General features: G+C 69.2%; 15 protein-coding genes. 9 read left to right on the forward strand and 6 right to left on the reverse strand.

The window, feature by feature from the left end; translation table 11 throughout:
* Positions 1-2 precede the first annotated feature (2 nt).
* Positions 3-206 (reverse strand): dodecin family protein, encoded by a 204-nt coding sequence (locus GLA29479_RS03245; protein WP_057917224.1) that lies wholly within the window; start codon positions 204-206, stop codon positions 3-5.
* Positions 207-357: 151 nt separating this feature from the next.
* Between GLA29479_RS03245 and GLA29479_RS03250 the strand changes: the two genes are divergently transcribed.
* Together GLA29479_RS03250 and aroB are read left to right on the forward strand one after the other, a co-directional pair.
* Positions 358-930 carry a shikimate kinase gene (locus GLA29479_RS03250; RefSeq protein ID WP_057917223.1) on the forward strand — a complete coding sequence of 191 codons (573 nt, stop codon included), beginning with the start codon at positions 358-360 and terminating at the stop codon, positions 928-930.
* On the forward strand, positions 927-2033 hold the full coding sequence (aroB, locus tag GLA29479_RS03255; RefSeq protein WP_057970763.1) for a 3-dehydroquinate synthase: 1107 nt from the start codon (positions 927-929) through the stop codon (positions 2031-2033). Before GLA29479_RS03250 ends, aroB begins: the two co-directional genes overlap by 4 nt.
* Positions 2034-2094: 61 nt before the next feature.
* On the opposite strand, the gene GLA29479_RS03260 is transcribed toward aroB, so the two are convergent.
* Positions 2095-2772 (reverse strand): hypothetical protein, encoded by a 678-nt coding sequence (locus GLA29479_RS03260; RefSeq protein ID WP_057970764.1) that lies wholly within the window; start codon positions 2770-2772, stop codon positions 2095-2097.
* A 195-nt stretch (positions 2773-2967) separates the two neighbouring features.
* Here GLA29479_RS03260 and GLA29479_RS03265 point away from each other — a divergent pair, with 195 nt between their 5' ends.
* Positions 2968-3555 (forward strand): hypothetical protein, encoded by a 588-nt coding sequence (locus GLA29479_RS03265; RefSeq protein WP_057970765.1) that lies wholly within the window; start codon positions 2968-2970, stop codon positions 3553-3555.
* A gap of 114 nt (positions 3556-3669) precedes the next feature.
* Here the strand turns inward: GLA29479_RS03265 and GLA29479_RS03270 are convergent, their stop codons facing one another.
* Positions 3670-4317, reverse strand: coding sequence for a cysteine hydrolase family protein (locus GLA29479_RS03270; RefSeq protein WP_057917219.1), 648 nt, complete (start codon positions 4315-4317; stop codon positions 3670-3672).
* Positions 4318-4418: 101 nt separating this feature from the next.
* Between GLA29479_RS03270 and GLA29479_RS03275 the strand changes: the two genes are divergently transcribed.
* The 3 genes from GLA29479_RS03275 (at position 4419) to hemE (ending at position 7131) form a co-directional block, all read left to right on the forward strand.
* Positions 4419-5408, forward strand: coding sequence for a helix-turn-helix domain-containing protein (locus GLA29479_RS03275; protein WP_082638246.1), 990 nt, complete (start codon positions 4419-4421; stop codon positions 5406-5408).
* A gap of 85 nt (positions 5409-5493) precedes the next feature.
* The gene (locus tag GLA29479_RS03280) at positions 5494-5748 is read left to right on the forward strand and encodes a WGR domain-containing protein (RefSeq protein WP_057917217.1); all 255 of its coding nucleotides are present in this window, start codon (positions 5494-5496) and stop codon (positions 5746-5748) included.
* A gap of 306 nt (positions 5749-6054) precedes the next feature.
* Complete coding sequence (gene hemE, locus GLA29479_RS03285) at positions 6055-7131, forward strand: uroporphyrinogen decarboxylase (protein WP_057917216.1); 1077 nt, start codon at positions 6055-6057, stop codon at positions 7129-7131.
* Between the two features lie 156 nt (positions 7132-7287).
* On the opposite strand, the gene GLA29479_RS03290 is transcribed toward hemE, so the two are convergent.
* The 3 genes from GLA29479_RS03290 to GLA29479_RS03300 all read right to left on the reverse strand — a co-directional run bounded on the left by GLA29479_RS03290 (position 7288) and on the right by GLA29479_RS03300 (position 18397).
* Entirely contained in the window at positions 7288-11043 is a 3756-nt protein-coding gene (locus GLA29479_RS03290; RefSeq protein ID WP_057970766.1) for a hybrid sensor histidine kinase/response regulator, read from the reverse strand.
* Positions 11044-11167: 124 nt separating this feature from the next.
* Positions 11168-14698 carry a hybrid sensor histidine kinase/response regulator gene (locus GLA29479_RS03295; RefSeq protein WP_144436329.1) on the reverse strand — a complete coding sequence of 1177 codons (3531 nt, stop codon included), beginning with the start codon at positions 14696-14698 and terminating at the stop codon, positions 11168-11170.
* A 186-nt stretch (positions 14699-14884) separates the two neighbouring features.
* A complete protein-coding gene (locus GLA29479_RS03300; protein WP_248842789.1) occupies positions 14885-18397 on the reverse strand; it encodes a sensor histidine kinase in 3513 nt (1170 codons plus the stop codon).
* Positions 18398-18678: 281 nt separating this feature from the next.
* Here GLA29479_RS03300 and GLA29479_RS03305 point away from each other — a divergent pair, with 281 nt between their 5' ends.
* From GLA29479_RS03305 to GLA29479_RS03315, 3 genes are read left to right on the forward strand one after another with little or no spacing between them, the layout of a single operon-like run.
* Complete coding sequence (locus GLA29479_RS03305; protein ID WP_057970769.1) at positions 18679-19425, forward strand: YceI family protein; 747 nt, start codon at positions 18679-18681, stop codon at positions 19423-19425.
* On the forward strand, positions 19422-20042 hold the full coding sequence (locus GLA29479_RS03310) for a cytochrome b (RefSeq protein ID WP_082638248.1): 621 nt from the start codon (positions 19422-19424) through the stop codon (positions 20040-20042). Before GLA29479_RS03305 ends, GLA29479_RS03310 begins: the two co-directional genes overlap by 4 nt.
* Complete coding sequence (locus GLA29479_RS03315) at positions 20032-20586, forward strand: YceI family protein (protein ID WP_057970770.1); 555 nt, start codon at positions 20032-20034, stop codon at positions 20584-20586. Before GLA29479_RS03310 ends, GLA29479_RS03315 begins: the two co-directional genes overlap by 11 nt.
* Positions 20587-20604: the final 18 nt, after the last annotated feature.

Below are 20604 nucleotides of genomic sequence, written 5' to 3' on the forward strand. Positions count from 1 at the left end.
GCTTACTTCACGACGAACGTCACCTTCAGGTTGACCCGCCATTCGGTGATGTTGCCGGCATCGTCGGTGACCACCTTGACGTCGTTGACCCAGGCGCCCTGGATGTTCTTGACCGACTCGGCACATTTGGCCAGTCCGGTCTTGACCGCGTCCTCGATGCCGATGGTGGACGAGGTATTGAGTTCGATGACTTTGGCGACCGCCATGGTCTTTCTCCTGATGGGTGCTGCGAATGGGCGTCCCGTGGGACCGCCCGCCGCCTGCGCGGCGACGGAGATCCGAGCCTAGGCCGGCGCCTGTTAAGACGACGCAAGCACCGTCGCACGGCCGCCCTACTGCGTGCCCTACAATCGGAGCATGAACCCCGCCAGCAACCTGATCCTGGTCGGCCCCATGGGCGCCGGCAAGACCTGCATCGGCAAACGCCTCGCCGAGCATTTCGGCCTGCGCCTGGCCGATGCCGACCGCGAGATCGAGCAACGCGCCGGCAGCAGCGTGGCGGCGATCTTCGAACACGAAGGCGAAGCCGGTTTCCGCGCCCGCGAAAGCGCGGTGCTCGCCGAGTTGCTCGCCGGCGACGGCTTGCTGCTCGCCACCGGCGGCGGCGCGGTGCTTGCCGCCGACAATCGGCGCTTGCTGCGCGAGCGCGGTTTCGTGGTGCAACTGCTGGTCACGGTCGAGCAACAGCTCGAACGCCTGGCCCAGGACCGCAGTCGTCCCCTGCTCGCCGGCAGCGACCGCGAGCAGGTGCTGCGCACGCTGGCCGCGCAACGCGCGCCGCTGTACGCCGAAGTCGCCGACCTGCGCTTCGACACCGGCGCGCTGAGCTCGGCCGAGGCCGCGACCCGGCTCGCCGAGCAACTCGATCCGCTCTGGCGACGCCCGCAGGCCTCGTCGGCGCCTCACCCTTATTCCGGAGTCAATGCATGAGCGCGATACGCAGGGTCGAAGTATCGGGCGGGCCCACCTACAGCATCGAGATCGGCGCCGGCCTGCTCGACGACGGCGCACGCCTGGCGCGCACCGTGCGCGGACGCCACGCGCTGATCGTCAGCGACGAAAACGTCGCCCCGCTCTACCTCGCCCGTCTCGAAGCCGCCCTGCATGCGTCCAGGCCGAGCCTGAGCGTGGCGCATTTCGTGATCCCGCCCGGCGAACACGAGAAGACCCTGGCGCGGTTCGGCGAATGCCTGGGCGCGCTCGCCGCGCTCGGCGCCACCCGCGACGCCAGCGTGATCGCGCTCGGCGGCGGCGTGGTCGGCGATCTGGCCGGCTTCGCCGCGGCCTGCTGGATGCGCGGCATCGACTGCGTGCAGGTGCCGACCACCTTGTTGGCGATGGTCGACTCCTCGGTCGGGGGCAAGACCGCGGTCGACCTGCCCAGCGGCAAGAACCTGGTCGGCGCCTTCCATCCGCCGCGCGCGGTGATCGCCGACACCACCGCCTTGCGTACCCTGCCCGATCGCGAACTGCGCGCCGGCCTGGCCGAAGTGGTGAAGTACGGCGCGATCTTCGACGCCAGTTTCCTCGATTGGCTGGAGGCGCATGCCGAGGCCTTGCTGGCCCGCGACGACGAGGCCCTGGCCGAGGCGGTCGCGCGCAGTTGCCGCTACAAGGCCGACGTGGTCGCACGCGATCTGTACGAACACGGCGACCGCGCCATGCTCAACTTCGGCCACACCTTCGGCCACGCGATCGAAACCGAACAAGGCTATGCCGGCACCCGCGGCGACGGCCTCAACCACGGCGAAGCGGTCGCGGTCGGCATGGTCTTGGCGGCGCGCCTGTCGGCGGCGCTCGGGCGCGCCAGTGCGGCCGACGTCGATCGCCTGAAGCATTTGCTGGAGCGGCTCGACCTGCCGACCTCGATTCCCGACGGCCTGACGCCGCAAGCCTTGCTGGAACGCATGCGCCTGGACAAGAAGGCCGATGCCGCCGGCCTGCGTTTCATTTTGTGGGACAAGGCCGGCGCGGCGCGGATCGTCGCGGGCGTGCCCGACGACGCGGTGCTGGCGGTGCTCGCCGCCGGTTGAGTGCGCAGCACGCGGGTGCGGCCGTCGGCCGCCGCACCGGCCCTGCACCAGGCATCTTGGCTCAAGGCCAGCCGACGGCGTGTTGCAGATACTCGATATGCCCGGGCAGCAGTTCGGTGACATAGAGCGTGGTCAGGATCGGATGATTTCCCCAGACGACGCCGCAGCGCGTATTGACCGGATTCACGCCGGCGTCGCGTTGGGTGTACTGGACCGCCGGGTTGTCCGGCGCGCCGACGTTGTTCGCTAGGCCGAGCGCCCAATGTTCCCAAGTCCGCCAAAGGTCCGAGGCCATGACGATGGAGTACTGGGTCGGCGCGGTGCCGTCGTTGCCCGATAAGGTCAGCCCGCTGAGGATCATGCACAGACGCGCCAGCGCGCGGGTGCAGGCCTGTTTCGCCGCGGCGCTGCCGGGCGCCGCATCGTTGCAGGCGGTGGCGGCGTTGGCCGCGATAATCTGCGCCTGCGCATCGGCGGCCGCATTGCCGAAGGTGTCGTGGACCCAGTCGACGAACCCCGGATTGAGCACGAACTCTTCGGCCTCGGCGTCGAACGACCAAGCCTGGTCGAAGATGGTCGGCGGCGTATTGGCGGCATGCCCGCCGGGGCCTCCGAACAAGGCATAGCCCCAGCACGGCGCATCGGGATTCGGATCGGCCCAATCGGGATCGACCTCGGCGCCGGGACCGAGATGGTTGCTGGCAAGTCCTTGCAATTGTGCGGCAGTCAATACGGGCATCGGGGCGGGCTCCTGGTGGTCGGAAAAGATCGAAGGCGGTGCGCTCGCAACGAACGCCCTGCCTGCATCCACTACCCGAACTAACGCAGCGGCGTCGCACCTGTGAACCCCGTCGCGGGCTCGGCGCCAGGTTTCACAGCGCGTCTGCCCGCACGTTTCCAGCCTTGCACCACCCGCGCTGAGGATCGGCATCGCATGGCCCTGAACCCCCTGGAACTGCTGCTTCTGCACAACGCCCTGACCCGACCGTCGCCTGCGACGAATGCGGCGGGCGCCGGCCAGCCCACTTCCGCACAACCCGCCGCCGTCACCACCAAGGAGCCGTCCATGGCCAACCAGTTCGAATTCCTCGACAAACATTTCGACCCGACCGATATTCCCGAAGTCGCCGCGCAGACCGCCTACGAGCGCTTCGGCAATTACCCCAACGCGCGCACCAGCACGGTGATCTTCAACATCAGCTGGGCCGCGCTCACCGACGCGATCAAGCATGCGGTGCTGAACTACACCAACGGCGGCGTCTACGACACCTCGGCCTTCGCCACCCTCAGCGCCGATGGCAATCAGTGGAACATCGTCGTGACCGGCCTGCAGTACGTGAATGCTTCGCGCACGATCGTGCGCGGTCGCCCCGAGTACGAGATCAACGAGTACAACAACGGCTCGGTCTTCGTCAAAGCCGAGGCGCTCGGTGCGCAATTGCTCGGCGAGGTCGTACACCTGGACACCGGCTTCGGCACCTGGGTGCAGCAGGTTCAGCTCAAGAACCCGGCGACGTACTGACTTCGCCAGCCACCGACAGACGAAGCCCCGCCATGGCGGGGCTTCGCATTGCCGGGCGAACCGAGCGGATCGAGCGGATCGGGACCGACCCGCTGACGGATCCGCCGCCGAGCTTCAGGCGGCCGCCCGGTTGCGGGCCCGTGCGCGCTGGTTGGATGCATGCGGGTTGTCGAGGTAGGGCTCCGCACCGGTGTGCACCGCATCGATCCATTCGTCGGTGCTCAGCACCGCAGCGAAGCGGCTCTGGAACACCACCATGAACACGCGATGGATCTCTTCGGCGCTGGCATGGCCGGCGCTGTTCTCGTACGACAGCGAACCGCTGGCGTCGTGCAGGAACTCCACGTTCAAGTTCAGATGCGCGGCCTCGAACACGGTGGATGCGTCGCAATTGTGGGTCATGTAGCCGATCACGCTGAGGGTGTCGATGCCGTTGGCTTCGATCCACTGCTTGAAGTCGGTGCCGGTGAACACGCTCGGAAAATTCTTCTCGATGTAGTGATCGCGCGGGCGGCTGGCGACGACGTCGTTGAGCTCCCAGCCCGGAGTGCCCTTGTCGAACACCGGCGAACCGGCCGGCGCGGTGTTCTGCACCACCACCACCGGCACCCCGGCGGCGCGCGCGGCGTCCATGGCACGGCCGATGTTGGGCAGGGTCTTGGCGACCGGCGGGTATTCGATCGGCAGGCCGTCGGCGAAATAGTCGTTCTGCACGTCGATCACGACGAGGGCGCGTTTGCGGCTGGTGGACGAAGCGTTCATGAGGGGTCTCCGGAAAGGGGGGCTGCGAGGTGGGCTCATTGTTCGCTTTCGCCGACCCGGCCGATACTGGCCCAAATGACAATATTCGATAGGATCGGGCCATGTACAATCAGGCCATGAACGAATCCGCCGACTCCCAGCGCCTGGCCGTGGTCGCCTTCGACCGCATCAGCCCCTTCCACCTGTCGGTGCCCTGCCTGGTGTTCGATAACCGCGAAGGCGACCGCGACCTCGACCTGCCGCAATTCGACCTGCGCGTCTGTGCCGCCGAGCCCGGCCGCCTGCGCACCCGCGCCGGTTTCAGCATCGAGACGCGCTACGGCCTGCAGGCCCTGCGCAGCGCCGACACCATCATCGTGCCGTCCTGGCGCGACGCCGACGAGCGCCCGCCGGAGCCCTTGCTCAAGGCCTTGCGCGGCGCACATGCGCGCGGCGCCCGCATCGTCGGCCTGTGCCTGGGCGCCTACGTGCTGGCCGAAGCCGGCCTGCTCGACGGCCGGCGCGCGACCACGCACTGGCATTGGAGCGAGCACTTCGCCGCGCGCTATCCGCAGGTCGCGCTGCAACGCGATGTGCTCTACGTCGACGACGAACGCATCACCACCTCGGCCGGCACCGCCGCGGCGCTGGATTGCTGCCTGCACCTGCTGCGCGGCATGCACGGCGCCGAGATCGCCAACCGCGTCGCCCGCCGCCTGGTGGTCGCGCCGCACCGCCAGGGCGGGCAGGCCCAGTACATCGAACAGCCGCTGCCGGCCTCGGCCCAGGACGACCGCCTGGCCACGGTGCTGGCTTGGGCGTTGGCCCATCTGGACCAGGCGCACAGCCTGGACGCCCTGGCCGAACGCGCGCTGATGAGCCGACGCACCTTCACCCGCCGCTTCCGCGACAGCACTGGCACCACGGTCGGGCAATGGCTGACCGGCCAACGGCTGGCGCGTGCCCAGCGGCTGCTGGAAACCAGCGACGCCAGCCTGGACGCGATCGCCGCCGAGACCGGCTTCGGCACCCCGGCCTCGCTGCGCCAACACTTCGCCGCCCAGCTCGGCACCTCGCCCTCGGCCTACCGACGCGGTTTCCGCGGCGCCTGAAAGTACCGCCGACGCAACGCTCCGGGGTGCGGACCGCGACAACGGGCCCGGTCGGCGCGGGCCCCGCAACCGCTACAATCGCCGGGTGCGCCTCCTTCTCCAACAACGGCCGGAAGGCCGCGAAGCTCCCCGCTTCGTACAGCTGATGCTGCAGCCCGACTTGCTCGGCGGCTGGACGCTGCTGCGCGAAACCGGCCAGATCGGCGGCCGCAGCACGGTCCGGCGCGAGCAGTTCATGGACCACGACAGCGCCCTGGCGGCGCTGGAACAGGCCCGCGACCAACAGCTCAAGCGCGGCTTCCAGCTGATGTTCTCGCAGGGCGCCGAAGCGCCGCGATGAGGCTTTCCCTGGGTCGGTCCGGTCGGGCGGGAACAGCAAATCCCCCCTGCCCCTTCAACAAAGGGGAGAACGGCGCGGTTGCGCGACGCTCGGTCGCTGGCCGCCAGGTGGTCGCTGCGGCGATAGTGCGGCGGTCGGCGTCCTCCCATCGAGAGGTCTTCCCCCCCTTTGTTGAGGAAGATCGAAGGCGACCGGCTCCACGCCTCCACGACCTTGCCCCATCCACCCCATTCCTGCGCAGCCCCACCGGCTCGTCGCATTCCACCTTTCCCTCCCATTGATGGCGCACTTCGCCACGGTTCTCTCATGTCCAATCCTTCTCCCGTCAACGACCGCTTCCTGCGCGCATTGCGTCGCCAACCCGTCGATCGCACGCCGGTCTGGCTGATGCGCCAGGCCGGCCGCTATCTGCCGGAATACCGCGCCACCCGCGCCCAGGCCGGCAGCTTCCTCAACCTGGCCAAGAACCCGGAGCTGGCCTGCGAGGTCACCCTGCAGCCGCTGCGCCGGTTTCCGCTCGATGCGGCGATCCTGTTCTCCGACATCCTGACCGTGCCCGATGCGATGGGCCTGGGCCTGTATTTCGCCGACGGCGAAGGCCCGAAGTTCGAGCGCCCGATCCGCTCCACCGCCGACATCGACCGCCTTGCCGTGCCCGACATGGGCAAGGAACTGCGCTACGTGATGGATGCGGTCAGCACGATCCGCCGCGAATTGAACGGCTCGGTGCCGTTGATCGGTTTCTCCGGCAGCCCATGGACGCTGGCCTGCTACATGGTCGAAGGCGGCGGCAGCGACAACTACTCCAAGGTGAAGTCGCTCGCCCTCAACGATCCGGCGGCGATGCACCGTCTGCTGAGCGTGGTCACCGATGCGGTGATCGAATACCTCAAGGCCCAGCACGCCAGCGGCGCGCAGGCGCTGCAGGTGTTCGACACCTGGGGCGGCGTGCTGTCGCCGTCGATGTACCGCGAGTTCTCGTTGCGCTATCTGCAACGCATCGCCGCCGAACTGCCGCGCGGCGACGGCGACGAACGCGCGCCGCTGATCCTGTTCGGCAAGGGCAACGATCCCTATATCGAAGACCTCGCCGCGAGCGGCGCGGAAGCGGTCGGTGTGGACTGGACCATCGGCCTGGGCGACACCGCGCGCCGCATCGGCGGCCAGGTCGCGATCCAGGGCAACCTCGATCCGGTCACTTTGTACGCCACGCCGGAAACGATCCGCGGCGAAGTCGGCCGCGCGCTCGACGATTACCGCGACGGCAACGGCGGCTCGCGCGAAGGCCACGTCTTCAATCTCGGCCACGGTATGTCGCCGGACATGCAGCCCGAGCACGTCGCGGCGATGGTCGCGGCGGTGCACGAGCTGAGCGCGCGCTGAGGCTCGCGGGTCGGTGCGGGTCCGCGCTGATGCGCTCCCGTCGACTGTCCTCCCCCTACCCCTCTCCCGTGAACGGGAGAGGGGCTAAAGCAGGTCGCCACGGGCGCAACCCCTCTCCCGCTTGCGGCGGCCGAAGGCCGGATAACGCCAGGCGGGTTACACAAGCCTCCGATCAACCTCCGTCTTGCGCGACAGCACCGCGTCCATGGCTTCGCGCAGCAGGGTGCCGGTCACCGGCTTGCGCAGGAAACGGTCGAAGCCGGCCGCTGTGGCCTGCGGTTCGGCGTCGGCATCGGCGCGTGCGGTCACCGCGATCAAGGGCTGCGCGAAACCCTGCGAGCGCAGCTGGCGGGCCAGGTCGAGGCCGTTGATGCCGGGCAGGTCGAGATCGAGCAAGGCCAGGTCGAAGTGCCCGGTCGCCACTTCGGTCAGCGCCGCCAGGCCGTTGCCGACATGGGCGACGCGATGCCCCTGCGCGCGCAGCAGGCCGGCGATGACTTCGGCTACGGTCGCATCGTCTTCGACGAGCAACAACGACAGCGGCGCGGCGTAGGCGATGGATGCGGATTCGTCGTGCCTGCGCGGCGGCGGCGCGACGTTCTGCAGCGGCAGATCGAAGACGAAACGCGCGCCCTGCCCCGGTTCGCTGTAGACGGTGATGTGGCCCTCCATCGCCGCCGCCAGCTCCTGGCAGATCGCCAGCCCCAGGCCGCTGCCGCCGTAGCGCGCCGCGGTGCGGGCGCCGTCGCCCTGCTCGAAACGGCGGAACAGACGGTTCTTCTGTTCCTCGTTGAGGCCGGGGCCGGTGTCGGCGATCTCGAAACGCACGCCCTGCGGCTTCAGCGATTCCACGCGCAGACTGACCTTGCCTTCGTCGGTGAACTTGATCGCATTGCCGAGCAGGTTGAGCAGGATCTGGCAGACCCGGCTGACGTCGCCGCGCAAACCCGCAGGCGCGCCCGATGAGATGTCGATCTCGAAGGCCAGACGCCTCTGGCGCGCCAGCGGCGCCATCAGGTTGCTGGCTTCCTCGACTAGCGCGCGCAGGTCGAAGGCTTCGTCGGCGAGTTCGAGCTTGCCCGATTCGATCCGCGCCAGGTCCAAGGCATCGTTGACCAGGCGCAGCAGGTGCTCGCCGGCGCGGCGCACCGCCAGGGTGTAGCTGCGCTGGCGTTCGTCGAGCGGGGTGTCGAGCAGGAGTTCGCTCATGCCGAGCACGCCGGTCATCGGCGTGCGCACTTCATGGCCGAGGGTGGCGAGGAAGCGGGTCTTGGCGAGCGAGGCCTGCTTGGCGACTTCGCGTTCGTGTTCGGCGCGTTGCCAGGCCAGGCGCCGGCGTGCGCGCCGGCGGTAGGCGAACCAGAGCAGGCCGAGCAGCGACAGCACCAGGGCGATGAAACCGGTGATCGCCCATGGGCTCCACCACCACGGCGAATCGACATGGAGGGCGATGACCTGCACTGGCGTCCACACGTTGTCGGCGCTCTTGGCCTTCACTTCCAGGCGGTAGTCGCCGGGCGCGAGCTGCGAGAAATTGCGTTCGCCGCTGGCGCCGACATCGACCCAACCGGGATCGTAATTGCTGAGCCGGAACCGGTAACGATTGGTCTGGGCATTGTTGAACGACAACAGTCGCGCCACGATGCGCAGGTCGCGATCGCCATCGGCGATCGTAATAGGCGCGATGCCATCGGCGATCGGAATGGGCGCGATGCCATCGGCGTTCGTAATAGGCGCGATGCCGTCGGCTATGGCGGTCCGCGCGATGTCGTCGACGATCGTTACTGGAGGAACGCCGTCGGACCAAATCCCCTCGAACGCGACCGGTGCGCGCTCGACCGCAGTAACGGCAGCCGCCGCATTCGCGACCGGAAACGCGATGCGCTCGTTGCGCCGCCGCACTTCGATGGTCTCGATGATCAGCGGCGGCGCGCGCTCGATCGGCCGCACCACCGCCGGGTCGAACAGGATCAAGCCTTCCGGGCTGCCGACCAGGATGCGGCCGTCGCTCGGGCGCGCCTGCGGCCGTTCCAGGAATTCCTGGCTCGGCAAACCGTCCTTGACCCCGTACACGCGTACCGAACGCAGTTGCGGGTCGACCCGCACCAGGCCGCGCGTGGTGGTCATCCAGACCAAGCCGGCGCGGTCGACGATCAGGCCGCGCGCTTCGGTCATCGGCAGCCCGGCGCGGGCGCCGAGACTCGACTCGCGTTGCAGGCGCACGCCGTCCCAGCGATAGGCCTCGAGCGTGCCGAAACCGGCCGCCCACATCCGCGCGCGCCCTTCGAAAGCGAAAGCATGCACCGGTTGCGCCGGCGAACCCGGTACCGCATCGAAGCGGCGCGCGGCCGCATCCCAGCGCCACAATCCCTGCGAACTGGAGACCCACAAGACGCCGTCGGGGCCGTTGCCGCTTTGTTCGAGCACCGCGTCCTTCGGCAGGCCGCGCTCGCCGAAGGCGAACGACTCGCGTACGCGACCGTCGAGATCGCGCGCCTGCAGATCGCCGTCGCTGCCGAGCAACCAGATCAGTCCTTGGCTTTCGACCAACTCGGCGGTGGTGCCGCCGATCGTCGGATCGCGGACGCTGTCCAGGCTCCAGTTGCGATGCGCGCCGGTGGTCGGATCGATGCGCGCCAAGCCGCCGTAGTAAGTCACCCAGACCTGGCCGGCGCGATCCTGCAGCACCCGGTCCAGGCCCAGGTTGCCGCTGAATCCCTTGGCGACATGCACGACGTGCCCGGTCTCCGGATCGAGACGGTCGAGCACGCCGCCGCTGCCGACCAGCCACATGTCGCCGCTCTGCGCCGGGGCGATGCCGCGCACGCTGGCGTTGCCCAGGGTCGCGGGGTCGTCGATGCGCCGCGTCAGCACCGAGAACTGGCGCCAGTTCGGCGGCAGATACCACAGGCCGTGGCCGTTGCTGGCGAACCACAGGCCGCCCTCGCGATCCTCGTAGGCGCCCGACCAGTTCGGCCGCACCAGGCCCTGGCTGGTGCTGCTGAACAAGGGCACCACCGCGATCCCTTCGGCGTTGCCGATACCCAGGCCTTCCGGCAGATCGAACCAGTACTGGCCGGTGCGATCGCGGCGAAGCACGTCGATGATGGTCTTGTCGGGGGCGAAGCGCGCCCACGGTTGCGCTTCGTAGCGGCCGTTGGGACGGCGCACGCCGACGCCGTGCGGCGTGCCGAACCAGGCGGTGCCGTCGCTCTCGAAGGTGATGGTGTTGACGATGACCGAAGCCAGCGCCCGGTCGGGTACGCGCTCGAAATCGCGCCCGGTCCAGCGCGCCGCGCCGGCCAGCGTGCTCACCCACAGCGTGCCGTCGGGGGCGACGCTGAGGTTGGCGATGCCGTCGCTGGGCAGGCTGCGCGGATCGCCTTCGCGGGCCGCGTAACGGGTGATGCTGCCGTCGATCGCCATCCGGTGCAGGCCGCCGTGGGCGGTGCCGAACCACAGCGTGCCGTCGGGCGTGGAGGCGATCGACCAGATGTTGTTGTCGTGCAACCCCGGCGTATTGGCGCGGTCGTAGTAGCGGAACTGCTTGCGCTCGGCGTCGAGCATGGCCAGGCCGGACTGGCTGGTGCCGATCCAGACCCGGTTGCGCGCATCCACGTGCACCGCCCACAGGAAGTTGTCGCGCAGGCCCTGTTCGCGCCGCCAGACCCGGTAGCCGCTGCCGTCGTAGCGGGCGAGGCCCTCGCTGGTGGCCAGCCACAGATAACCTTGGCGGTCTTCGGCGATGCGGTTGACGGTGTTCGACGGCAGGCCGTCGGCGACCGTGAGCTGGCGCGGACGCGGCGTCTCGGGCAGGCCGGCCATGGCGGTCGGGAACATGCCGGTCGGAAGCGCGACGCAAAACAGCGCCGCCCAGGTCAGCGCGAACAGCCATCGAATAGTGCGCCGCATCCGGACTCCCTCGCCACAACGCGCGGCGATCCGGGATCGTCGCAATGTGTGTGTCCTCGCGCAAGCGCGGCCGCAGCCAAGTCCGTCGCCCATCCGCCCGCGGCCGCGAACGCCGGCGCTGCATTTACTGCGGCGGCGCGTGCCCCATCGCCGCGGCGACCGCTTCGGCCAGCATCGCGCCGGTGACCGGCTTACGCAGGAAGCGGTCGATGCCGGCCTCGCGCGTCTGCGGCTCGGCGTCCGGATCGGTGCGCGCGGTCACCGCGATCAATGGCCGCTCGAAACCCTGCGCGCGCAATTGCCGCGCCAGGTCCAGACCGTTGAGCCCGGGCAGGTCGAGATCGAGCAGGGCCAGATCGAAATGCCCGGTCGCCACTTCGGCCAGAGCGGCCAGCCCGTTGGCGACATGGGTCACGCGATGGCCTTGCGCGCGCAGCAGGCCGGCGATGACTTCGGCCACGGTGGCGTCGTCTTCGACCAGCAGGATCGCGCGCGCTTGCGCACGGCGCGTCACCGTCGGCGCGGCCTCCGAATCGGCGCTCGGCGGCGGCGGTGCCGCCACCGGCAGCAACGGCACGTCGAAGATGAAGCGTGCGCCCTGGCCGGGTTCGCTCTGCACCGCGATATGCCCTTCCATCGCCGCCGCCAGCTCCTGGCAGATCGCCAGGCCCAGGCCGCTGCCGCCGTAGCGCGCCGCGGTGCGCGCGCCTTCGGCTTGTTCGAAACGGCGGAACAGCCGCGTCTTCTGTTCTTCGTTCAAACCCGGGCCGGTGTCGGCGACCTCGAAGCGCACGCCCTGCGGCGCCAGCGCGTCGACGATCAGGCTGACCTTGCCGTGCTCGGTGAACTTGATCGCGTTGCCGAGCAGGTTCAACAGGATCTGGCAGACCCGGCTCGGATCGCCGCGCAGACCCTGCGGCGCGCTCGAGGTGATGACGACATCGAAGGCCAGCCCGCGCTGGCGCGCGAGCGGCTGCATCAGCCCGGTGACTTCGTCGACCAGCCCGCGCAGGTCGAACGGCCGGTCTTCGAGTTCGAGCTTGCCCGATTCGATCCGCGCCAGATCCAGGGCGTCGTTGACCAGCCGCAGCAAGTGCTCGCCGGCGCGGCGGATCGCCTCGGTGTAACTGCGCTGGCGCGGGTCGAGCGGCGTGTCCAGCAGCAACTCGCTCATGCCGAGCACGCCGGTCATCGGCGTGCGCACTTCGTGGCCGAGCGTGGCGAGGAAGCGCGTCTTCGCCAACGAGGCCTGTTCGGCGAGTTCGCGCTTGTGCACGGCCAGTTGCCAGTCGCTGCGGCGGCCGAGGCGGCGCCGATACACCAGCGCGCCGATCCCGAGCAGCAGCAAGGCGATCAATACGAAACCGACCTGGGCCCAGGTCGCGCGCCACCACGGCGGCTTGACGTGCAGGGTGAAGGCGACCGGATCGGACCAGATGCCGTCGGCGCCGGCGGCCTTCACCTGCAATCGGTATTCGCCCGGCTCCAGGCGCGAGAACACACGCTCGCCGTTGGCGCGTTGTTCGATCCAGTCCGGGTCGTAGCCCTCGAGTTTGAAGCGGTAAGTGTGCGAGCGCGGATCGAGGAAGGACATCAGCCGCGCGACCACGCGGAAATCGCGATCGTCGGATTCCAGTTGCACGGTGTCGTGCTGGACCGGCAACGACCACTCGTCCTCTTCGCGGCGCACGCTCAGGCTTTCCAGCGACAGCCGCGGCGGCCGCGAACGCGGGAACGGCGTATTGAGATCGAACAGCACCAGGCCGTCGAGCGACAAGGTCGCGGCGATGCCCTTGGCACCGCGCTGCGGCGCGGTGCGGTTCAACTCGACGTTGGGAATGCCGTCGCCGAGGCCGAACAGGCGCAGGCGCTTGTCCTTCGGCGAGACCAGCAGCAGGCCGCGCGAGGTGGTCGCCCAGACCATGCCCGCGTCGCTGACCAGCAGGCCCGACACGCTGGTGTCGGGATAACCGGCGCTGTTGTCGATGCGTTGCTCGAACGCGAGCTGGCCCTCGGCCCAGCGATACGACTCCAGCGCGCCGTTGCGCGCGATCCACAACCGATGCGGACCGGCGAAGGCCATCGCCTGGATGTCGCCGAACGCGCCGCCCGGCACGACGACGAAGCGCTTGCCGTCCCAACGCCGCAAACCGGCGGTACCGGCGAACCAGGGCTGTTCGTCGGGGCCTACCACGAAGGTCGCGGCGCCGGTGGTGAAACCGGCGGTCGAGAACACCCGTTCGATCTCGCCGGACGGCAGACGCTCGCCGGCGGCGTTGTAGCGGCGCGCGCTGCCGTCGGAAAACCACAGCCACAGGCCGCCGTCGGGCAGTTCGTGCAGGAACCACACCGTGGTGCCGAGTTCGCCGGCGCCGAACGGCCAGTTGCGCGCCTGGCGCGTGGCCGGGTCGAACAGACTCAAGCCGCTGGAATGGCCGATCCACAGCTTGCCGTCGGGCCGCAGATACAGGGTATGCATCCACTTCAGGCCGAGTTGCCGGTTATCGGCGACCGGTTCCAGCACGCGCGCATCGCGGCGCAGGCGATACAGATCGGTCGCCGACAGCATCCAGAAACCGCCCTCGCCGTCGGGCGCGATGTCGCGCACGTCGAGGCGATCGATCTGGATGCCGCCGACCGAGGTGATCGAAGCGAAACGGTTCCAGTCCGGCGGCAGGTACACCAAGCCCTGCGAATAGGTCACCAGCCACAGCCCGCCTTCGCCGTCGCGCAGCATCTGCTGCAGGCCGCTGCGGCGATCCCAGATGCCGTCGCCGGCATCGTCCTGCAACAAGCGCGCCTCGCCGTTGCGGTCGACGCGGTAGAGGCCGGCGGTGGTGCCGATCCAGCGTCCGCCGGACTGATCGCCGACGACGATGGCGTTGGTGGTCTGCTCGCCGAGCGCCCACGGCGCCGGGGTCATGCGGTCGTCGGTGCCGAGCCGGAACAGGCCGCGCTGGCTGCCGACCCAGATCGAACCGTCGGTTTCGCGCGACAGCTCGCCGATGCGCACGCCGGCGGTGTCGTCGCGGCCGATCGGGCCGAAGCGGCCGCGCTCGAAGCGCACCAGGCCGTGCATGGTGCCGACCAGCAAGCGACCGCGATCGTCGCTGAGCAAGGCCGTCACCGGTCCCGGCGGCAAGCGTTCGCCGGCGCCGACACCGGGGGTATAGCGCGACAAGCGGCCATCGGTGTCGATGCGGCACATCTCGCCGTCGTAGGTCGCGGTCCAGATCGCGCCGTCGGGGGTGCCGGTCATGTAGGAGACATCGTCGCTGCACGAAGCGTCCTGGCCTTCGAAGGCGACCCGGACGAATTCCTTGCGATCGCTGCCGAGCCAGCTCAGGCCGTCGCGGCTGGCGACCCAGACGCGGTCGCGGCCGTCGACGTAAACGTCTTCGATCATGTTGTCCGGCAGCGAGCCGGACAGGCCGATGATGTGGCGCCAGACGGTGAATTCGACGCCGTCGTAACGCGCCAGGCCGTCTTCGGTCGCGATCCACAGATAGCCCTGGCGGTCCAGGTCCATGCTCACGACCGACTTCGGCAACCCCTGTTCCTGGCCGTAACGGCGGAAACGCGGCGTTTCGGGAAGGCGTGCCTCTGCCTGCATGGCGAACAGCAACATCAGCAGACACAGACAACGTCCCAGCACGGGTTCCTCCTGGACCGCGAGCGAAGCCCCCGGTGCGGTCGAGCGCTATCGTCGCAACGGCTTCCCGCAGGCGCAAGCGCGGCTCATTGTGCGACATCCATCCGGTTCATCGAAACGTCCGCAGCGAGTGCGCGGGCCGCAACTGCGCATCGTGTCACGATTGCGCCCGTGCCAGCGCCGCAGCGATCAATGCTTCGCCGCCCGCACCGCGGCCACGGTGTCGGCGAGCATCGCGCCGGTCACCGGCTTGCGCAGGAAGCGATCGAAGCCGGCCTCGCTCGCTTGCGGCTCGGCATCGGCGTCGGCGCGCGCGGTCACCGCCACCAAAGGCTCGGCGAACCCCTGCGCGCGCAACTGGCGGGCGAGGTCGAGGCCGGTGATGCCGGGCAGATCGAGGTCGAGCAGGGCCAAGTCGAAATGCGCCGTGGTCACTTCGGCGAGCGCCGCCAGGCCGTTGGCCACATGCGTCACCCGATGGCCCTGGGCGCGCAGCAGACCGGCGATGACTTCGGCCACGGTCGGGTCGTCTTCGACGAGAAGCAAGGCCAGCGGACCGATCTGCGGCCCACGCGTCGCGGTCTCGGGCGATTTCGTGCTCGCCGGCGGCTCGGCGTTCGGCAGCGGCAGCTCGAACACGAAATGCGCCCCCTGGCCGGGTTCGCTGTGCACGGCGATATGCCCTTCCATCGCCGCCGCCAGCTCCTGGCAGATCGCCAGGCCCAGGCCGCTGCCGCCGTAGCGCGCTGCGGTGCGCGCACCGTCGGCCTGTTCGAAGCGGCGGAACAATCGCGCCTTTTGTTCTTCGTTCAAGCCCGGGCCGGTGTCGGCGACCTCGAAACGCACGCCCTGCGGCGCCAGGGCATCGACGATCAGGCTGACCTTGCCCTGTTCGGTGAACTTGATCGCGTTGCCGAGCAGGTTCAACAGAATCTGGCAGACGCGGCTGGCGTCGCCGCGCAGTCCGCGCGGCGCGCTCGGCGCGATCAGCACTTCGAAGGCGAGCCCGCGCTGCTGCGCGAGCGGCCTCATCAGCTCGGCGGCCTGTTCGATCAGGGCACGCAGATCGAAGGACTCGTCGGCGAGTTCGAGCTTGCCCGATTCGATCCGGGCCAGGTCCAGGGCGTCGTTGACCAGGCGCAGCAAATGCTGGCCGGCGCGCAGGATCGATTCGGTGTAGCCGCGCTGGCGCTCGTTCAAGGGCGTATCCAGCAGCAACTCGCTCATGCCGAGCACGCCGGTCATCGGCGTGCGCACTTCATGGCCGAGGGTGGCGAGAAAACGGGTCTTCGCCAGCGAAGCCTGCTTGGCGACTTCGCGTTCGTGCTCGGCCGCTTGCCAGGACAGCCGGCGTTGCAGGCGGCGCCGGTACGAGGCGGCGATCCACCACACCAGCAAAGCGATCAGTCCCGCCAACGCCGCCAGCGCCGGCGGCGTGCGCCACCACGGCGGCCGCACGTTGAATTCGAGGGTGCGCTCGACCGCGGCATTGCCGTTGGCGTCGACCGCACGCGCGTGCAGAACGTAACTGCCCGACGGCAAGCCGGCGAACACGCGCTCGCCGCTGTTGCCGACCGACACCCAATCGCTGTCGTAGCCTTCCAGGCGGGTGTAGTAACGATTGGCCTGCGGATCGTCGAACGACAGCAAGCGCAGCTGCACGCGCATCTCGCGGTCGTCCGGCGCCAGCGACGGAATCGTCGCGTAGCGCGCGGCGCGCGTCGCCCCGGCCGGCAGGGAAGAACCCTGCAACGGCAGCGGCACCCAACGCCCGTGCCGGCGCACGTCGAGCTGATGCCACTGCAGGCGCGGCTGGCGCGGCGGCGGGTCGGCCAGTTCGGTGTCGACCAACACCACGCTGCCGTCCGACAGCGCCGAGGCGAGCACGCCGCCAGGGGTCATGGTCGAACCGCGGCGGATGAATTCCTGGCTGCTCATGCCGTTCTGGACACCGAAGTGACGCAGTTGGCGCGCCTTCGGGTCCCAGCGGAACAGGCCGCGCGAGGTCGGCATCCAGATCCGGCCGAGGCGGTCGCGGAACAGATCGGTGGCCTCGACCGCGGGAATGCCCTCGGCCACGCCGATCCGCGCTTGTAGACGCCACTTACCGCCGTCGCGGCGGTAGTGCTCGAGTCCGTTGAGGGTCTGCAGCCACAGGCTGTCGGCGGCATCGAAGACGAAACCGAACACGCGCTCGCGCGGCAGGCCTTGCACCGCTTGCATGCGCTTGCCGGCGGCATCGTGACGCAACATGCCCTGCCCCGAGGCGACCCACAGCACGCCGTCGGGCGCGAGCTTCATCGACCCGAGGTCGCCGACGCCGATGCCCTGCTCGGGCCCGACCAGGATCGTCGACAAGACTTTGCCGGTGTCGGTGTCGCGCTGCTGCAGGCCCTGGGTCAGGAACGAAATCCACAGCGTGCCGTCGCGCGCGATCAGCATCCGCTCGGGCTCGCCGTTGAGCGCCGGCTCCGGCGTGTCCACGGTCCAGTCGCGCCAGACCCCGGAAGGATCGATCCGCACCACGCTGTTGCGGCTGGTCGCGACCCAGAGCCGGCCCTTGCGATCTTCGACCGCGGCATTGGGCACGCTGTGGCCGATCGAATCGTGCGGCCCGTCGCTGACCGGCTCGACCACGCCGTCGGCGCCGAGGCGTTCGATCTCGCCGCGCGCGCCGAGCAGCCACAGCCCGCCGCTCGCCGACGGCGCCAGCGAAGGATAGAGCTCGCTCGACAAGGTGCCGCGCTCGCGCGAGTACTGGGCGACGCGGCGCCAGTCCGAGCGCAGATAGCCCACGCCGGTGCCTGCGAACGGAAACCAGAACGAGCCGTCTTCCTGGCCGACGATCTGCTGCACCGGCCGCGCCGGCCGCGCCGGACCGAGCGTCGCCGGCACCGGCACCGCATTCGGCGCCACCCGCCAGATGCTGCGCTGGGTGCCGAGCCAGAAATTGCCGCCGCGATCGGGCGCCAGGGTCAGCACCGCATTGAGACTGCCGAACATCACCGAATAATCGGGATCGGTCCAGCGACCGTCGCCTTCGCGCCGGTACAGGCCGGTCTTGGTGCCGACCCACAGTTGATCGCCGACCGGGGTGACCGAGAAGATCCACGGCGCCGGGTCTTCGCCGGGCACGGCGACGCGTTCGAAGTCGCTGCCGGTCCAGCGCGCCAGCCCCTTGAAGGTGCCGACCCACAGATCGCCGCGGCCGTCGTAGGCCAGCGACAGCACCGTTTCCGCCGGCAGGCTGCGCAGGTCGCCGGGTTTGGGCACGAAACGGGTGATGCGGCCGTCGCGGTCGAGCCGATGCAGACCGCCGCCGTAGGTGCCGAACCAGACCTCGCCGTTGCGGCTGGCGACGGCGAAGGTGTCGTCGCTGCCGATCTCGGGGCGTTCGGCCTGGCGGTAATGGACGAAACCTTCGCGTTTGCTGTCCATCATGCTCAGGCCGCGGCCCTCGGCCGCGACCCAGATGCGGTCGCGATCGTCGACCGAGACCAGGGTCAGGTCGTTGCCGGGCAAGGATGCCGGGTCGCCGGGCGTATGCCGCCAGACCTTCATGCCGATGCCGTCGTAGCGCGCCAGGCCGTCGGTCGTGGCCAGCCACAGATAGCCGGCGTGGTCGAAGGCCATGCCGTTGACCTTGCTCGACGGCAGCCCGTCGGCGACGCCGATGATGCGCGCGCGCGGAACTTCGGGCACGGCCGCCCCGGCCGCCCAAGAGGCGCCCAGGCACAGACAGGCGGTTAGCAGCGCTCGCAGCATTCGGTTCCTTCCCCGGGTGGAACGCGGCGTCCCAGCGCCCGTCTTGTTCGTTCCCTCGGGTACTAGGCTCGGCGATACCGCCTGTACGAAGCAAGGGGCACGCCTCGCGGAGGCCGAACTCCCCGGCGGGCGGGCGGTCGAAACGGATCGTTGCGCGTGCCTAGACACGACTTTGCGCGGCTGTGCCTAGAATCCACCCGAACCTTGCCGGAGCCGTCATGCCTCTCATCCGCCGTTGCGCCGTCGTCCCCGTTGCGCTGGCCGTACTGCCGCTCGCGCTGGCGGCGGCCGCTGCGCGCGCGGCCGAGCCGCAGCGCTACGGCCTGGACCCGGTGCACACACGGGTGATGTTCGCGGTCTCCCATGCCGGCTTCTCTCAGGCCATCGGCACGGTGTCCGGCGCCAGCGGCAGCCTGCTGTTCGACCGCAACGACTGGCGCGGCGCCAAGCTCGAGGTCAGCGTGCCGCTGACCCGGCTCGACCTCGGCGACGCCAAGTGGAACGCCGCCACCCTCGCTGCCAACCTGCTCGACGGCAAACGCCACCCGCTCGCCCGGTTCGTTTCTGAAACCGTCGAGCCGCTGCCGAGCGAGGGCGAAACCCCGTCCGACCGCGCCCGGGTCTGCGGCGCACTGAGCCTGCACGGCGTCACCCGCCCGCTGTGCATGGACGTGCGTCTGAACGCCTTCAAGCGTCACCCGCTGCCGCCGTTCCGCCACACCGCCGGCTTCTCGGCGACCGCGCGCCTGAGCCGCGCCGAGTTCGGCATCGACGCCTGGAAGTCGGTGATCGGCGACGAGGTCGAGCTGCGCATCGAAGCCGAAGCGGTGCGCAACCAGCATCTCGGCAACGACCCCTCCAACGACAGCGAACCGATTCCGGACGGCACTTTGCCTTCAACCAGCGACGAAACACCCGATCCTTCCACCAGTGCAGCCACGCCCGAACCGGAGCCCCGCCGATGACTCTCAAGAACACCGCCGTCCGCTGGGGTCCGATCAGCCAGTTGCTGCACTGGGCGGTCGTGCTGTTGATCGCCGCCATCGCCATCATCGGCCTGACCATGACCGACATGAGCAACGGCCCGTCGAAGATCAAGATCTACGCGCTGCACAAGTCGCTCGGCCTGACCCTGTTGAGCCTGGTCGTGCTGCGCCTGCTGTGGCGCTTATATGCCGGCACCCCGCGCCCGGTCGCGGGCACGCCGCACTGGCAGGAGCGCATCGCCTCGCTGACCCATTGGGCCTTGTACGCGCTGATGTTCGCCCTGCCGATCTCGGGCTGGGTGTTCAACTCTTCTTCCGGTTACCCGCTGCAGTATTTCGGCTGGTTCAACCTGCCGCGCATCGCCGAACGCAGCGAAGACCTGTCGCGCCTGAGCCACGACATCCACGAATACGGCTTCTGGCTGCTGCTCGCCCTGGTCCTGGCCCATGCCGGCGCGGCCTTCTACCACCATCTGTTCCAGAACGACGACACCCTGACCCGGATGCTGCCGGGCCGCCGCAAAGCGCAGCCCGTCCTGGCCGCCTCTCCTTCCCCATCCCCCTCGCAAGTTCCGGAGCACCCCGATGCCGATTAAATCCCTCGCCCTGGCCGGCCTGCTGTTCGCCGCCACCGCGCCCGCGTTCGCCGCCGACTATGTCCAGCAGCCCGGTTCCAGCCTGACCTTCGCCACCCAGTACCAAGGCGAAGTGTTCGCCGGCAACTTCCCCGGCTTCACTGCCCGCCTGAGCTTCGACCCGGCGCATCTGAACACCTCCAAGCTCGACGTGGTGATTCCGCTGGCCGGCGCCAACACCAAGAACAGCGAGCGCGACGACACCCTCAAGGGCGTGGATTTCTTCAGCATCGCCAAGTTCCCGCAGGCCCGTTTCACCGCAACCAAGTTCCGCAGCCTGGGCGGCAACAACTACGCCGCCGACGGCAGCCTCAACCTGCGCGGCGCGACCAAGCCGGTCACCCTGACCTTCACCTGGGCCGCGGGCGCGAAGCCGGTGTTGGCCGGCAAGGCCACCGTCAAGCGCCTGGATTTCGGCGTGGGTGGCGGCGATTGGGCCGACACTTCGATCATCCCGAACGAAGTGGCGGTCAGCACCAAGGTGACCTTCGCCCCGGCGAAGTGAGTTGGTGGCGCGCCGCGA

Origin of the sequence: Lysobacter antibioticus, from assembly GCF_001442535.1 — a bacterium.
GTDB classification, from domain to species: domain Bacteria; phylum Pseudomonadota; class Gammaproteobacteria; order Xanthomonadales; family Xanthomonadaceae; genus Lysobacter; species Lysobacter antibioticus.